The following is a 14,689-nucleotide window of genomic DNA, read 5'->3' on the forward strand; positions in this document are numbered from 1 at the left end:
TGGCCGGCGGTGATCCCCGGTGACCGACTCGGCTCGCGGGAAGGTCGACGACGTCGCCCACCTACCGGGGTCGCCCGCTGCTGGTTGCGTCGCCAACCGAGCACGGACCGAGTCATCCGGACGGGCGCTGTGACGCGCCGACCGGGCGCCCGACCACCTGCCGGCCGAGCCTCTCGTCACGGGGAGCCCGGTCGGGGTGTCCGAATCCGATCTGAAGCAGCCAGTGCTCGTAGCGCTCGAGCAGGATGCAGCCGATCAGGATGGCGCCGGGTACCACGAAGGCTATCCACATGAGACGGCTGTACCCGGTGGAGAACGGCAGTGTGCTAGCCGGTGTGGAACGCCAGCCGATCGTGTCGCAGTGGGACCTGCCGTGGCAGAGCGGGGTGGTCGACGGCGGCAGAGGGCCCTCTCCGCCGTGTTGGGCGAGTTCCCCTTCGATGCGCAGCTCCGTGGTCGGGAACGTCCGGCCCCAACCCGCGGCCACGCCGTGGACCAAAGGCTCGCCGCTCCGTCGCAGAGCGCGAGGTGCGTGTTCTTCGCCTGTCGCTCTTGCTGGTCGCCGTAGGGTTCGGCCCATGCCAGACCGACCCGAGCTGCTGCAGCAGCACTGCGTACGCTGCGGCGCACGCTGGGCGGGCATGGACCGTGCCCACTGCCGGACGTGCTGTCACACCTTCGATGACACGGACCTGTTTGACGCGCACCGCCGCGCGGGGACCTGCCTCGCCGGGAGCGACCTCGACCTCGTGCAGACGAAGAACGGCATCTGGGTCCGGCTACTCGAGTCCGCCTGAGGACCGAACCCGATGGCGAGCCGACACCGCCACCGCGGTAGCCGGCGAGTGCGACCCCCGGTCGGCCCCGACAGGCCGCGGCGATGGACAGGCGCCGGCGATAGGCGGGCGCGCCGCGGGGAACCGGCCCGGGTCAGCCCGCTCGTCGAGCGCCTGCCCGAGGGCTGGGCGACCCCGCGTCGGAAAGGCGGGCGGCACGCTGTCCGGCGGCGAGCACCAGCGGGTGGGCGCTTCGCCGACTTCTGGCAGCGTCAGGCCGCCGCTGGCGGCTGGCGGCTGGCGGCTGGCGGCTGGCGGCTGGCGGCTGGCGGCTCAGAATCCCTCCCGTGGAGGCCGTGTGGCCCGTCCAGCCCTGCAGCCGGTCGCATCCGACCGTTGCGTGCGTGATCCCTAGACCAGCGGGTTGCGATAATCTGCAGTGCCCGCTATAAATATGTGCGTCACCTCTGGTAAGCAGCACCACGAGAGGAGAGATCACGATGCTGCTGAACTACGAGCCCTTCACCGACGCCGCCCGACTCTTGGACAGGGTGGCGACACAGGTCGGTGTGCCAGGTGGCATGCCGATGGACATCCAGCGGCTCGACGACCACTTCGTGGCGGCGTTCGATCTGCCCGGCGTCGACCCCGGATCCATCGACGTCACCGTCGAGAGCAACGCGCTGACCGTGCGCGCCGAGCGCAGCACCCCGCACGAGGGCGGGGAATGGCTGACCCGAGAGCGTCCCCGCGGCTCGTTCGGCCGCCGCCTCATGCTCGGCCGCGACCTCGACACCGAGCGCCTCACCGCGACCTACCGCGACGGGGTCCTCACGATCACCATCCCGGTCACCGCACGGGCCAAGCCACGACGAGTCGAGATCAGCCACCCCCACACCGGCCGCACCACCCTCGCCGCGGACCCGGCGCAGGACGGGATCGAGCAGCCCGAGCTGACCTCGAGCACCTGAGCCATGCTCACGCCCGGCCGACCGGCCCGCACGCAGCGCCGAAAGGTCGAGGACCAGCAGGGGACCACCAGCACCACGGGAGGACTATGACGAGACCGGAGACCGAGAACCCTTGACCGACAACCTGCGCAGGCTGGACGACGAGGACTACCCGGCCATCTCGATGGGACAGGCCGCCGAGCTCCTCGCCGTCCAGCCTGCCTTCCTGCGTAGCCTCGACACCGCCGGGGCCCTCCACCCCCACCGCACCGACGGCGGACACCGCCGCTACTCCCGACGTCAGCTACGTACGGCGGCACGACTGCGCGAGCTCCTCGACACCGGCCACCCCCTGATCTCCGCCCAGACCATCCTCGACCTCGAGGACCGCCTCGACGACACCACTGCGGCACGGCAGCGCGCTGACGATGCCCGAGACCACGCCACCACCGAGCTCGACACCACCCGCGCCACCCTCCACACCCGCACCGAGGAGCTCGCCGCCGCGCACCACCAGATCGATGCACTCAACAGCCGCATCCGCGAGCCGCGCTGAAGCCACACCGAGCCTGCGCGACGACCAGAATGAGTCCGGCGCGGACCGGGCATAGGGTCTGTCTCGTGATCGGTGTTTCCGGCGTCGTGTTCAGTAGGTCTCGGCTCCCGGCCAGCGGTCACCGAACGTGATGGCGAAGGCGTTGATCACAGGCTTCCAGCGCATCGTCCATCGGGCACGGCCTGTCCCGGTCGGGTCCAGGCTGCGGGTCACAAGATACAGGCACTTCATCGCGGCCTGCTCTGTCGGAAAGTGGCCTCGTGCTCGGACGGCCCGCCGGTAGCGGGCGTTGAGCGATTCGATCGCGTTCGTCGAGCAGATCACCTTCCGGATCTCGACGTCGTAGTCCAGGAACGGAATGAACTCCTCCCAGGCGTTGCGCCAGAGCCGGATCATCGCCCCGTACTTCCGACCCCATTTCTTCTCGAGTTCATCCAGGGCGACGAGCGCGGCGTTCGGGCCGGGTGCCGCATAGATCAGTTTGATGTCCCGTTTGACCGCATCCCAGTCCTGGCGGCCGACCAGACGGAAAGTGTTCCGGACCAGGTGCACGACACATGTCTGGACGATGGTCTGCGGCCACACGTTCGCCACGACCTCCGGGAGGCCTTTGAGGCCGTCGCAGACCAGGAACAGCACGTCGCGCACACCGCGGTTCTTCAGGTCCACGAGCACACTCATCCAGAACTTCGCGCCCTCGCCGCCCACGCCCATCCACAGACCCAGCACGTCTTTGCAGCCGTCCACGGTGACCCCGATGGCGGCGTAGACCGGCCGGTTGGCGACCTGCCCGTCCCGGACCTTCACGTGGATGGCGTCGATGAACACTGCCGCGTACACCGCGTCGAGCGGGCGGCCGGCCCAGTCGTTCATCTCGGCGACGACTTTGTCGGTGATCCGTGAGATCGTCTCTTTCGACACCGACGCCCCGTAGATGTCGGCGAAATGCGCGGAGATCTCCCCGGTGGTCATCCCCTTCGCGTACAGCGAGAGCACGATCTCATCCACATCAGTGAGGCGCCGTTGGCGCTTCTTCACGATCTGGGGCTCGAAGGTGCTCTCCCGATCCCGCGGCACGTCGATCTCGACTTCGCCGGCCGCGTCCGAGAGCACCGTCTTCGACCGTGACCCGTTCCGCACGTTCGTGGAATCCCGTTCCGGGACCGCTTGATTCTTGGCGTGCCCGAGGTGCTCGGTCATCTCCTCGTTCAACGCGGTTTCCAGCACATTCTTCGTGAACAGCTTCAGCAAGCCATCCGGGCCGGTCAACGCCAGCCCGCGGGCCTTCGCCTCGGCCACCATCGCCGCCGCAGCGGCCTGCTCCGGGGAGAGCTCCCTCGGCGGCTTGGACTCAACCTTGCGTGGACTCACAAGATCCGATGTCATCACTCACAGTGCCCATCCCGCCGGAACCCAGCCCGGCGTGTCGGGCCGAAAACACCGATCTTGAAACAGTCCCCGGGCATACAGAGAGCTATCGGCGTCCGACGGACCGGCGTCCGGAACCTCGCCGCCCTCGGAGGTCTGGGAGGTGTGGCAGGTCGATCAGTAGAAGTCCTGCCCAGCCCCTGTGCGGGGGCTCTGCTGGGCGCTCAGGGATCGTGCTCGATTCCGAGTTCCCGGCTGGGTCCTTCGATCTGTAGGGCGCGCTCGTGTTGGGCTGCTACTTCGAGTGTCGCGGTGGTGCGTTGTAGTTCGGGGTGGTCCAGGGTCGGGCCGAGGTAACGCCACGATCCCAGGTCTGGGGCGGCGACTTGCTGTGTGAGCCGTTCGGCGAGGGTCGCCATCTCCACTGGCCCGATCCCACCGGGCACGGGGGTGATCGCGCGGGGGAGGTGGGTGGCGCTGGGGTGCACGTCACCGATCACCCCGGAAGGGTGGGGGACGAATCCAGAGTCGATGACGAGTAAGTGCTCGCGGTGCAGGTGTTCTGCGGTGAGCAGGCCGCCGCGGCCGGTAGTGGAGATGACGACGTCGACGTCGCGTGCCTGACGCAGGTCGTCGCCTTGGTCGAGTTCGAGGGGGTGGTGGCCGGCCCGGCGCAGGAGGGTGGCCACTCCGGAGCCGACGAAGCCTCGGCTTCCGATGACGGCGCTCGTGGCTCCGTGTTCGAGGTAGGGAGCGGCGATGCGGGTGATGCCGTCCGCGGTCGCGCACGCCAGACGTGGGGAGTTGCTGCTCAGGGCGTCGATGTCCTTGTCGGGGGCGATGTGGTCCAGCAGCGGGACGAGGTGCCGCGGGGGCGGGGTCTGGACGATGACCGCCGCGATCTCCGGCGTCTCGTTGGCCTCGGTCAGCTGCTCGTCGAGTTCGGCCCACTCGGTGTCAGGGCCGAGGATCCGGATGTCCGCGCTCACGCCGAGCTGCTCGAAGGTGCGTTGTTTCTGCTCGGCGGAGACCTGGGAGGCGGCCATGCGGAGGGCCCAGTCGTCGGGGGCGCCGGATGCGGAGTCGAAGCGAAGGACGAGCGCGCGAGTGTGCTGGTCGGTGACGATCTGGCGGTAGGGCTGGTATGCCTGGACGACCTCGCGCAGAATAGCGCGGCCGGGTACGCGGTACTGCTCTGTGCTCATCCAGCCGCTCGTCCTTGAGGTGCTCAGCGAGCCGGAGGCCGCGGACCGGGCATCGGGGCGCTGTCCCAGGTCCACTGGCTCAGCAGGGCGTCCACGGGTTCGAGCTGGAGCAGGGCGCTGTACTCGGTGAGCTGGTGGGTGCTGAGCAGGTGGTGGTCGGTGGGCGTGGGGTCGAGGTAGTGCTCGCCGTCCCAGCGCAGGTCGATTTTCGTCAGTGTCTCGGGACCGGAGGGGTCGTAGCTGGAGAACTCGCCGTGGTGGGCGTACCAGACCACCGCCTGTGGGGGCACCGCGGCGGGGATCAGCTGTCGCAGCGCGGTGTTGGCCAGGGCGGCGAAGTCCGAGCCGATCTCGTGGCCCCGCGGGTTGTCGCGCAGCTCGCTGGCCACCACCGCTGTCGCCAGACCGGTGTCGGTGCGGATGGTGCGCAGCCGGACGAGGGTGCGGGCTCGGCCGCCGCGGCGGTGAGACCAGCTCAGCAGGGCGGTCGCAGCGGCGACGATCGGCGCGTGTGCGCTCGTCATCGGTGGCCTCCCGTCCTGGTCCCGGTACCGGTACCGGTACCGGCCCGAGTGTCGATCACTGCGGCTTCTGCGGGTGGACAGTAGCGGGCCAGGAACTCCAGCAGGGCCGTGTCGGCGTGCGGGCGGGCGATCAGCTGCAGCCCGACCGGTGTGCCGTCGCGGGTGAACCCGGCGGGGATGGAGGCGGCGGGGTGCCCGGTCAGGTTGAACGCCCAGGTCAGCGCGACGCTCAGATGCTCTCCCGGGCCGCCGTGGCCGTGCGGGCGCCCGGGCGTGGTGGGAGTGAGCAGCAAGTCGACGTCGGTGAACAGGTCGTCGAGCTTGGCCCGGTTCCGCGCGGTGTGCGCGTCACCCGCAGCGAGCTCCGCCGCCGAGGCGCCGGGGTCGCGGGCGGTGGTCCACGCGCGCTGTGGGTCGCTCAGCCACGGCCCTGCCGTCCCGTGCAGTAGGACGGGAAGGGCTCGGGCTCTGGCGTGCGCGATCGCGACGACCTCGTCGTCAAGCCAGGGCTCGGCGTAGCCGAGGTCGACCGACCACGCGGCGGTCCTGATCGGGTCCGCGGCCGGGAGCGGGTCGAGCGCCGCGGCGGCCCAGGCGCGCAGGAGGGCGGGGTCGCGGGACAGGGCACCCGGCACCGCCGGGGCTCGGCCGGGTCCTGAGGTGGGCTTGTATCCGTAGATGCCGCACCAGGCCGCGGGGATGCGCAACGAGCCGGCCCCGTCGCTGCCGGTGGCCAGGTCGACGATCCCCGCCGCCACGGCGGCAGCGGATCCTGCGGAGGAACCGCCGGGAGACAGGTCGGGCCGCCACGGGTTCCGAGTCGGGCCGCGGTCGGTGTACCCCCAGGTCTGATACCCCGCCCCGCGCGGCACGGAGGTGCCTCCGATCGGTACAGCACCGGCTCGCTGCAGACGGCGGGCCAGTGGGTTGCTCAGACCGCGGGCACCCTTCACTGCGATCGGCATCCCCGCCAGGCTGCCGTGCACATCCGCCCCGTACGCGACGTCGCGCGGAGCGATGTCGGTGACGAAAGCGCGTAGCCACGGGTCGATGCGGTGGGCGTACTCGAGCGCCTCGGCGACGTCGGCCGAAACCAACTGCGGGCTGGTCGTGGTAACGGCGACAGGCTCCGATCCGGCGAGAAACGGCAGGTCAACAGTGTAGCCGACGGCGAGGTCGGCCCATCGCTGTCGGCTTCAATGCGTCCTGGTTGCGCGAGATCGGTGGTGGGTCGTCGTACCCTTCTGGGCAGGGGGACGGGAGGTGGCGGTCGTGACGGTGTCGGAGGGCTTGGTCGATGAGCGGTTCATGCCGCTGTTCGACCCGACGACGATGTCCCCGCCAGCTGGGGCGATCGAGGTGTACTTCGAGACCCCGGTGTCGCTGGGCATGTTGCTGCACTTCGCCGAGGAGCGCGGCCGCGACGAGCTCGTGGAAGCGGCCGTCCGTGCGCACACCGAGGCGACCCGCGCCATGCTCCAGTCCTTCGCGCTCGACATCCACCTGAAGGTGGGTGAGCACATTGAGATCCCGGGCAAGCCGTCGATGGGCCGCTACCTGCCCGGCCGAGTCCCGCTGACGGTGGTCTCGCACACCCACGTCCCCGGCCAGACCGATGTGGCGCGCATGCACGACCACGTGTTCATCGGCCGACGTGGCATCGCCGACGTCGACGGTGACTGGTGGCCGGTCGATCTCGACAGCCTCCGCAAGAACATCCTCGTCCAGTCCGTCGCCCACGTCGCGGCCTTGAGGTTCTACCTTCGCGACGTGTGGGGGATGGAGTGGTCCGCACCAGAGGATCGGACAGAGCTGGGATTCCAGGAGCTCGTCGGCCCGAACTTCGCGCCGAGCGTGTCCGACTTCCCGCGCAGGATCTGCTCGTACGGATACGGTGCAGGCTCGCCGGACCGGTGGAACGTCGTCGACCTCGTTCTGCCACAGGCCTTTCCGCGACGGCACACCGAAGATCGCCTGTACTGAGCCGTCGTCACAGGCGGTCTGGGCGGCGCCGGAGTTCACTCGACCGACGTCACGCCCCAGCTAGGGTATCGAACTAATGTTCGATATGGTGTCGTGAGTGAGCGAGGACTTCCACCAGACCCGGGCCGGCGCCGAGAAGTGGCTGTTGGCGACGGGCGCTGATCAGCTGCGGCACCTGGCGTTGCAGGGCACCTACGCGGGCATGCACGGTCAGGACGTCGGGCTGTCCTTCGCATCCGCGCTGGAGGCGCTGGTCCAGGGGCGCGACCCGCGGTCGTCGTTGCTGCGCGCAGCCGAGCGGCTGGTTTACGGGCCTGACGGCCCCAACGATCCGCGAGGGAAGCGGAAGTCAGGGCTGGGAGGCGTGTAGGGGTCGCCGTAGTTCTCGCCGAAAATCGGGCGGATATAGCTGAGTAGCCTCTTGAGCTGCGGATGGTGGTTGCGCGGGAGACCGCAGTCGGCGACGGCCCGAAGTGCAAGGTAACGGCCGAGCCGGTCGGATCAGACCACCTTCGCGCGAGCGCGGGAGAGCGCTCGGTAGACCGTGGAGCGGGTGACGGAGAAGAGCTCCTCGAGCTCGCTGATGGTGTGCTCGCCGGCGGCGTGGAGTGAGACGAGGTGCGCTTCCTGCCGCGGCGAGAGCTTGGGCTGCTTGCCGCGCAGCCGGCCCTTGGCTTTGGCGACCTTCATACCCTCTCGTGTCCTCATCCTGACGAGATCGGCCTCGAACTCGGCGATCATGGCGAGTGCGTTGAACAGCAGTCGGCCGATTGGGTCGGTGGGGTCGTGCACCGAGCCGCCGATGCAGAGCTTGATCTCGCCGGCAGTGAGCTCGTCGGCGATCGCACGGGCGTCGGGCACCGAGCGGGCGAGGCGATCAAGCTTCGTGACCACGAGGGTGTCGCCGGCGCGGCATGCGGCAAGGGCTTCGCGTAGCCCGGGCCGGGCGCGGTTCGTGCCGGTGAGGCCGTGGTCGACGTAGATCCGCTCGGTCGCGACGCCGAGCGCGGTGAGGGCGTCGCGTTGAGCGGTGAGGTCCTGGGCGTCGGTGGAGCAGCGGGCGTAGCCGATCAGCAGTCCGGTCACCGGGGCAGTCTGCCGGTTATGGCCCCCTCACCGGAACTATTCACCGAACCAGGCTTACGGGACACCTCGTACTGGGCCGATGCTTCGGCGCTGGCCGGGGCGGGGGTGTCCCGGTAGGGGTTCGGCCTACGAGACGATGTCGCGCTCCTCGCGCCGCGACGCCGCATCTGCGTCGTCGACCAGATAGAAGATCGTGAGGTCTCGACCGAGCAACCGACAGCGCATGGCCGGTCGACGCCACGTGTGGCGTGGTCAGCCCGGTGTGTCGGCCAACGGTTGAACCAGTCGGTATTTGCCGCCGGTAGCGGGTTGGGGGACCTGCTCGGCGCGTCGGACGATGACCTGGGCGAGGCCGTGGGCGGCGAGCAGGTCGGTGAGTTCGCGGTGCACGTGGGCCCAGGCCTGCTGCGGGGTGGCGCCGGGTGCGGGCTGGATTCGCACCGACAGCTCGGCCGGGGAGATCTGCAGGATCTGAAACAGCGCCACGGAGGGCAGCCGGTCCAGGCGGGTCGAGAGGGTCAGCGGGGTGAGCGTCACGGTGGTGCCGTGGGTGGTGGGGAGGGTGAGCAGGTCCGCGGTGCGGCCCTGCACCCTGATCGCGGGCAGCGGGCTGCCGCAGTCGCAGGGGTCGGGGCGGGCCAGGACGCTGTCGCCGAGGTCGTAGCGCAGGATCGGCTGGACCCGGTTGGCCAGGTTGGTCACCAGCACGGTGTGGGACTGCCGGCCGGGCGGGGTGGGCCGGTGGTCGGCGTCGACGGGTTCGACGATGGCCCAGTCGGCGTTGACGTGCAGCCAACCGTGCCGGCAGCTGTAGGACAGGAACGGGCACTCGGTCGCGGCGTAGGAGTTGCCCACCGCGGCGCCGAACGCGGCGGCGATCCGCGCGATCTCCCGGTCGGGCAGGCCTTCGGCGGCCAGCGCGACCAGGGCGGGACGGATGCGCAGCCGCCCGGCCTGCTGCTCGGCGGCCAGCAGGGCCGCGGTGGTGGCGTAGGGGGCGAGCACGGCGGGCCCGAACGCGTTGAGCTGGGCCACCAGCTCCGGCAGCGGGGTGTGCACCGACAGCGCCCGGACCCGGCGCCAGCCGCGTCTGCTGCGGCGCAGCCGGGCGGCCGCGGCGGTGGAGGCGAAGTGCCCGCCGGTGGCGGTGACCATCGCCAACCGTCCCCGTCCGGCGATCAGCCGGGGCAGCGCGCTCGCGGTGAGCCAGCTGCCGAGCATGCGTGCGCTCAGCGCGGTGGCCACCGCGAGCGCCCGCTCGTCGAGCAGGAACATCCCCCGGGTTCCGGTCGTGCCCGACGTGGTCGCCACCGTGTAGCCGGCGCCGGAGCCCGCGCGGGCGCCGGGTGGGGCGCCGGGGAACGGCCGACCGATCAGGGCGGGATCGGCCACGAACGCCTGCATCCGCTCCGCGGTCACGTGCGGGTCGGCGACCCAGTCGTCGAACCGGGCCATCAACGCCGCCTTCCCGGTGACCGGTAGCAAGCGCGGGTCTTCCACCCGGTCGGGCAGGCCTTGGTAGAGCTCGCCGTAGACGCGGGCGTGAGCGCGGGCGAAGTCCACCAGCTCGGCCAGCCGGGCGCGTTGCCGGGCGGCGATCGCCGCGGGGCCGTGTCGGTAGGTGCGGCGGGCGTCGAGCAGCAGCCGCAGCACCCGGTCCTCGCCAGCAGCCACGCCCGACGTCCCACATGCCGTCACGTTGTCGTCTCCGCACCGGTCGAGGTTCCACCGCCCGCGGCGCTCATCACAGCGCCGTGCCGCTGGCGGGGCGCTCGGCCACCCCGAGCAGGTAGTGCCCGCGGACCCGGGTGCGCCACCGCGCGCCCACCTGCAACCCCTGTCGTTCCAGCTCGGCGACGAACTCGCTCGCGGTGAACCGGTCCTCGGTGGGGTGGTCGAACAGCCACCGGTAGCCGCGGGTGGCCAGCGCGGCGGCGGTGACCTCGTCGAAGTAGAACCGCCCGCCCGGCTTGAGCACCCGCACGATCTCGGCGACCGCGGCCCGCCAGTCCGGGACGTGATGCACGATCGCGAAGTCGAACACCGCGTCGTAGCTGCCGTCCTCGGCGTCCAGGGCGGCGCGCAGGTCGGTCATGTCACCGGTGGCCAGCCGCACCCGGCCCCCATAACCGGACAGCCGGCGCTTCGCCCGGGTGACCATGGCCGGGTCCAGGTCGATCGCGTCCACCCGGGCCGTGGCGAACCGGCGCAGGATCAGCTCGGTGCCGTACCCCGCCCCGCACCCCACCTCGAGCACCCGCGCCTCCGCAGGCAGCGCCCCGCCCAACCGCAGCAGCGTCGGGATCTCGTAGAACCGCTGCAACGCCCGCCGCGGTGGACTGTTCACCAGCGCCGTCTCCACCCGGTTCATCAACACGACCCGACCTCCAAGCTATCCAACCCAACCGGTGTCATCGCTGTAAAGCGATGAATAGCAGAGGTGCGAGCCGCTGTCCAGCGGGTATCGGCCGGCACGGTGCGACCCGGGAGTCGGTGCCGATCACTCGTTCCGTGCGTTATCATCGCTGCATGACGATGCCAGATGCGGTGGCGGTGTCCCCGCGCCAGGAGTTGATGCCGGCCGCGGCGTTGTTCCACAGCCTGTCCGACCCGACCCGGCTCGCGATCGTGCAGCATCTCGCCGGGGGCGAGGCGCGGGTGGTGGATCTGACCGAGCGGCTCGGGTCGGCGCAGTCGACGGTGTCGGCGCACCTGGCGTGCCTGCGCGACTGCGGCCTGGTGACGGGCCGGCCGCAGGGTCGGCAGATGTTCTACTCGCTGACCCGCCCGGAACTGCTCGACCTGCTCGCCGCCGCGCAGACGCTGCTGGAGGCGACCGGGTCGGCGGTGGCGCTGTGCCCGAACTTCGGCACCGACTCCGGTACCGGCGGCGCGGGCGCTTCGGTCGGAGAGGGTGTGGGGGTGCGCGGTGAGTGACGCGTGCGGGTGCGGCGACGACGAGCCCCGGGTCGATGCCGAGACCGGTGAGGTCGTGGCGGAGCGGGAGCCGGAGCGGTTGTGGGAGGTCTCGGAACTGCGCGCCGCGGCGGTGGCCGGGGTGCTGCTCGGCGCGTCGCTGATCGTCGGCTGGTCCGGCGGGCCGGCGCCCGTCGAGCTCGCCCTGCAGGTGGCCGCGCTGGTGGTGGGGGCGTGGACGTTCGTGCCGTCCACGCTGCGCCGCCTGGCCAAGGGCCGGATCGGGGTCGGCACCCTGATGACCATCGCCGCGGTCGGCGCGGTCGCGCTCGGCGAGGTCGGCGAGGCCGCGATGCTGGCGTTCCTGTTCTCCATCAGCGAGGGCCTGGAGGAGTACTCGATCGCCCGGACCCGCCGCGGCCTGCGCGCGCTGCTGTCGCTGGTCCCCGAACAGGCCACGGTGCTACGCGGCGGCCAAGAGGTCGTGATCGCCCCCGGCGAGCTGCGGGTCGGGGACACCATGCTGGTGCGCCCCGGGGAGCGCATCGCCACCGACGGGACCGTCCGGACCGGGCGGACCGCGCTGGACGTCTCGGCCATCACCGGGGAGTCGGTGCCGGTCGAGGCCGGCCCCGGCGACGAGGTGTACGCCGGGTCGATCAACGGCACCGGCGCCCTGGAGGTGCAGGTCACCAGCACCGCCGCCGACAACTCCCTGGCCCGGATCGTGGCGATCGTGGAGGCCGAGCAATCCCGCAAGGGCGCCGCGCAACGCCTCGCCGACCGGATCGCGCGCCCGCTGGTACCCGGGGTGATGATCGCCGCCGCACTGATCGCCGTAGTGGGCAGCGTGTTCGGCGACCCGCTGGTGTGGATCGAACGCGCCCTGGTCGTGCTGGTCGCCGCGTCACCGTGCGCGCTGGCCATTTCGATCCCGGTGACCGTGGTCGCCGCGGTCGGCGCGGCCAGCAAGATGGGGGTGCTGGTCAAGGGCGGTGCCGCACTGGAGGCCCTCGGTGCCGTTCGCCAGGTCGCGCTGGACAAGACCGGCACCCTGACCCGCAACCGGCCCACCGTGGTCGAGGTCGCCACTACCGGTGGCGCCACTCGCGAGGAGGTTCTCGCGCTGGCCGCCGCGCTGGAGGCGCGCAGCGAGCACCCCCTGGCCCGCGCGATCCTGGCCGCGGTCGACGACGTCACCCCGGCCGCGGAGGTCGAGGCGGTGCCCGGCGCCGGGCTCACCGGTCACCTGGACGGGCGTGCGCTGCGACTGGGCCGGCCCGGCTGGATCGAGGCCGGACATCTGGCCGAGCCGGTGCGCAGCATGCAGGAGGCCGGGGCGACCGCGGTGCTCATCGAAGCCGACGGGCAGCTGCTCGGCGCGGTCGCCGTGCGCGACGAGCTGCGTCCCGAGGCCGCCGAGGTGGTCGCCCAGCTGCGCCGCGACGGCTACCGGGTGGCCATGCTCACCGGGGACAACCACGCCACCGCCGCCGCGCTCGCCGCCCAGGCCGGGATCACCGAGGTGCACGCCGAGCTGCGGCCCGAGGGCAAGGCGGACCTGGTCCGCACGCTGCGCGCCGAACGGCCCACCGCGATGGTCGGCGACGGCGTCAACGACGCCCCCGCCCTGGCCACCGCCGACCTGGGCATCGCCATGGGCGCGATGGGCACCGATGTGGCCATCGAGACCGCCGACGTCGCGCTGATGGGAGAGGACCTGCGCCACCTGCCCCAGGCGCTGGACCACGCTCGCCGCGCTCGGGCGATCATGCTGCAGAACGTCGGGCTGTCCCTGGCCATCATCATCGGGCTGATGCCCCTGGCCCTGTTCGGCGTCCTGGGCCTGGCCGCGGTCGTCGCGGTGCACGAGCTCGCCGAGATCCTGGTCATCGCCAACGGCGTGCGTGGCGGACGCACCCGCGGCCTGTCTCCCACCGCCGCCACCGTGCTCCCGCCGTCGGCGCCGACGCGCCCGCAGCCGCTCGACGCCGCCCATCGCGCCTGATACCGGTGGCCAGCGGACGGGTTCACGAGGTTGAGGGGTAGGTGCGCGACGTGGTGAGGGACCAGACGCTGCAGTTGATCCGTCGGGGGTACCGCTGGGCCGGCGGGCTGCGGCCCGCCCCCCCCCCCGGCGGCCCCGTGGGCGGTAGCGACTCGGCTGCTGGGCCGCCGCGCGGTATTGATCGGCGGCCCGGCCGGGGTGCGTCGCTTCTACGATCCGCGGCTGCGTCGCCGCGGGTCGCTGCCCGCCCCGGTGCAGCTGGTGCTGTTCGGCCGGGACACCGTGCACGGCCTCGACGACGCCGAGCACCACCACCGCAAGGCGCTGTACCTGCAGGTGCTCACCGCCGACGCGGTGGCCGACCTCGGTCGGCGCGCCGAGCAGGAGTGGCAGGCGGTCACCCGGCGCTGGGCGAGCGGTGCGCCGGTGCGGCTGTTCGACGAGGCCGTGCAAGTCCTGGGCGCGGCCGTGCTGCCGTGGGCCGGGATCCCGGTGGCCTCCGCGGAGCTGCCCCGCCGGGCGCGGCAGCTCGCCGATATCGTCGACGGGTTCGGCACGCCGGGCCGGCCTTTCGCCCGGGCCGCGCTCGCCCGCGCGCAGCTGGGCCGGTGGGCGGCCGGGCTGGTCCGCCAGGCCCGCCTCGGGCAGATCCACCCGGCGCCCGGCACCGCGCTGCACGCGGTCGCGACCGCGCGCGACCTGCGCGGGCGGCCGTTGCCCGCCCGCGTCGCCGGGGTCGCCCTGCTCAACTTCGTGCGCCCGACCGTGGCCGCGGCCTGGTTCGTGGCCTTCGCCGGCCTGGCCCTGCACGAGCACCCCGAATGGCGCCACCGCCTCGCCGACCCAGGCTCCGAACCCGATCTCGGCGCCGCCGAGCGCGTTGTCGTCGCGTTCGCCCAGGAGGTGCGCCGGTGCTACCCGTTCGTGCCGGTGCTGGCCGCCGTGGCCCGCGAGGATCAGGACGTCCTGGGTGTCGCGGTCCCGCGCGGCGGGCTGGTGGGTGCTCGACGTGCACGGCACCGATCACGACCCGGCGCACTGGCCCGACCCCGACCGCTTCCTGACCGGCCCGGTCGACCCGGAGACCCTGGTACCGCAGGGCGGTGGCGACGTGGCCACCGGGCACCGCTGCCCCGGCGAGGACGTCGTGCTCACCATGATCGCCGTCGCCGCCCGCACGCTCGCCCGGCTGGACTACACGCTGCCGCCCAGGACCTCGACATCGACCTGTCCCGGGTCCCGACCCGCCCCCGCAGCGGCGTGCTCCTCATCCCCACCAACCGCTGACGCGGCGGCACTCCGGGTCGGGAGCGGGCG

The 14,689-nt window shown here is 71.7% G+C and carries 15 protein-coding genes; 8 read left to right on the top strand and 7 right to left on the bottom strand.

Going from position 1 to position 14,689, the window contains the following annotated elements; all coding sequences use genetic code 11:
* Positions 1-578: 578 nt before the first annotated feature.
* From L3X23_RS00750 to L3X23_RS00760, 3 genes are all read left to right on the top strand, one after another.
* Positions 579-797, top strand: a complete 219-nt coding sequence (locus L3X23_RS00750; RefSeq protein WP_237190075.1) for a hypothetical protein — start codon at positions 579-581, stop codon at positions 795-797.
* Between the two features lie 479 nt (positions 798-1,276).
* Positions 1,277-1,747 (top strand): Hsp20/alpha crystallin family protein, encoded by a 471-nt coding sequence (locus L3X23_RS00755; RefSeq protein ID WP_237190076.1) that lies wholly within the window; start codon positions 1,277-1,279, stop codon positions 1,745-1,747.
* Between the two features lie 112 nt (positions 1,748-1,859).
* The gene (locus L3X23_RS00760; protein WP_308116850.1) at positions 1,860-2,282 is read left to right on the top strand and encodes a helix-turn-helix domain-containing protein; all 423 of its coding nucleotides are present in this window, start codon (positions 1,860-1,862) and stop codon (positions 2,280-2,282) included.
* A gap of 90 nt (positions 2,283-2,372) precedes the next feature.
* On the opposite strand, the gene L3X23_RS00765 is transcribed toward L3X23_RS00760, so the two are convergent.
* From L3X23_RS00765 to L3X23_RS35820, 4 genes are all read right to left on the bottom strand, one after another.
* Entirely contained in the window at positions 2,373-3,653 is a 1,281-nt protein-coding gene (locus L3X23_RS00765) for an IS256 family transposase (protein WP_308116851.1), read from the bottom strand.
* A gap of 221 nt (positions 3,654-3,874) precedes the next feature.
* Positions 3,875-4,855 carry a tetrahydrofolate dehydrogenase/cyclohydrolase catalytic domain-containing protein gene (locus L3X23_RS00770; RefSeq protein ID WP_237190077.1) on the bottom strand — a complete coding sequence of 327 codons (981 nt, stop codon included), beginning with the start codon at positions 4,853-4,855 and terminating at the stop codon, positions 3,875-3,877.
* A gap of 23 nt (positions 4,856-4,878) precedes the next feature.
* Entirely contained in the window at positions 4,879-5,379 is a 501-nt protein-coding gene (locus L3X23_RS00775; protein ID WP_237190078.1) for a hypothetical protein, read from the bottom strand.
* Entirely contained in the window at positions 5,376-6,344 is a 969-nt protein-coding gene (locus L3X23_RS35820; RefSeq protein WP_305080920.1) for an amidase family protein, read from the bottom strand. The genes L3X23_RS00775 and L3X23_RS35820 overlap by 4 nt, the downstream gene beginning before the upstream one ends.
* 298 nt (positions 6,345-6,642) lie before the next feature.
* Here L3X23_RS35820 and L3X23_RS00790 point away from each other — a divergent pair, with 298 nt between their 5' ends.
* Both L3X23_RS00790 and L3X23_RS00795 read left to right on the top strand, forming a co-directional pair.
* Positions 6,643-7,362, top strand: coding sequence for a hypothetical protein (locus L3X23_RS00790; RefSeq protein WP_237190079.1), 720 nt, complete (start codon positions 6,643-6,645; stop codon positions 7,360-7,362).
* Positions 7,363-7,459: 97 nt separating this feature from the next.
* The gene (locus L3X23_RS00795; RefSeq protein WP_237190080.1) at positions 7,460-7,732 is read left to right on the top strand and encodes a hypothetical protein; all 273 of its coding nucleotides are present in this window, start codon (positions 7,460-7,462) and stop codon (positions 7,730-7,732) included.
* 131 nt (positions 7,733-7,863) lie between these two features.
* On the opposite strand, the gene L3X23_RS00800 is transcribed toward L3X23_RS00795, so the two are convergent.
* From L3X23_RS00800 to L3X23_RS00810, 3 genes are all read right to left on the bottom strand, one after another.
* A complete protein-coding gene (locus L3X23_RS00800; RefSeq protein ID WP_010227564.1) occupies positions 7,864-8,448 on the bottom strand; it encodes a recombinase family protein in 585 nt (194 codons plus the stop codon).
* Between the two features lie 252 nt (positions 8,449-8,700).
* Positions 8,701-10,122: a phenylacetate--CoA ligase family protein gene (locus L3X23_RS00805; protein ID WP_139324237.1), complete on the bottom strand. Its 1,422-nt coding sequence runs from the start codon at positions 10,120-10,122 to the stop codon at positions 8,701-8,703.
* A gap of 70 nt (positions 10,123-10,192) precedes the next feature.
* Positions 10,193-10,819 carry a class I SAM-dependent methyltransferase gene (locus L3X23_RS00810; RefSeq protein WP_237190139.1) on the bottom strand — a complete coding sequence of 209 codons (627 nt, stop codon included), beginning with the start codon at positions 10,817-10,819 and terminating at the stop codon, positions 10,193-10,195.
* Positions 10,820-10,977: 158 nt separating this feature from the next.
* Between L3X23_RS00810 and L3X23_RS00815 the strand changes: the two genes are divergently transcribed.
* The 3 genes from L3X23_RS00815 to L3X23_RS00825 all read left to right on the top strand — a co-directional run bounded on the left by L3X23_RS00815 (position 10,978) and on the right by L3X23_RS00825 (position 14,659).
* Positions 10,978-11,385: a helix-turn-helix transcriptional regulator gene (locus tag L3X23_RS00815; protein ID WP_050802305.1), complete on the top strand. Its 408-nt coding sequence runs from the start codon at positions 10,978-10,980 to the stop codon at positions 11,383-11,385.
* Entirely contained in the window at positions 11,378-13,372 is a 1,995-nt protein-coding gene (locus L3X23_RS00820; protein WP_029239386.1) for a cation-translocating P-type ATPase, read from the top strand. The genes L3X23_RS00815 and L3X23_RS00820 overlap by 8 nt, the downstream gene beginning before the upstream one ends.
* 198 nt (positions 13,373-13,570) lie before the next feature.
* Complete coding sequence (locus L3X23_RS00825) at positions 13,571-14,659, top strand: cytochrome P450 (RefSeq protein ID WP_139324238.1); 1,089 nt, start codon at positions 13,571-13,573, stop codon at positions 14,657-14,659.
* Positions 14,660-14,689 lie beyond the last annotated feature (30 nt).

Origin of the sequence: Pseudonocardia sp. WMMC193 (assembly GCF_021728735.1) — a bacterium.
Classification (GTDB): domain Bacteria; phylum Actinomycetota; class Actinomycetes; order Mycobacteriales; family Pseudonocardiaceae; genus Pseudonocardia; species Pseudonocardia oroxyli.

Bases quoted from the DNA above. Each gene is read 5' to 3' on its own strand.
- L3X23_RS00750 (WP_237190075.1), top strand. From the start codon at position 579: ATGCCAGACCGACCCGAGCTGCTGCAGCAGCACTGCGTACGCTGCGGC.
- L3X23_RS00755 (WP_237190076.1), top strand. From the start codon at position 1,277: ATGCTGCTGAACTACGAGCCCTTCACCGACGCCGCCCGACTCTTGGAC.
- L3X23_RS00770 (WP_237190077.1), bottom strand. From the start codon at position 4,855: ATGAGCACAGAGCAGTACCGCGTACCCGGCCGCGCTATTCTGCGCGAG.
- L3X23_RS00775 (WP_237190078.1), bottom strand. From the start codon at position 5,379: ATGACGAGCGCACACGCGCCGATCGTCGCCGCTGCGACCGCCCTGCTG.
- L3X23_RS35820 (WP_305080920.1), bottom strand. From the start codon at position 6,344: ATGCCGATCGCAGTGAAGGGTGCCCGCGGTCTGAGCAACCCACTGGCC.
- L3X23_RS00810 (WP_237190139.1), bottom strand. From the start codon at position 10,819: ATGAACCGGGTGGAGACGGCGCTGGTGAACAGTCCACCGCGGCGGGCG.
- L3X23_RS00815 (WP_050802305.1), top strand. From the start codon at position 10,978: ATGACGATGCCAGATGCGGTGGCGGTGTCCCCGCGCCAGGAGTTGATG.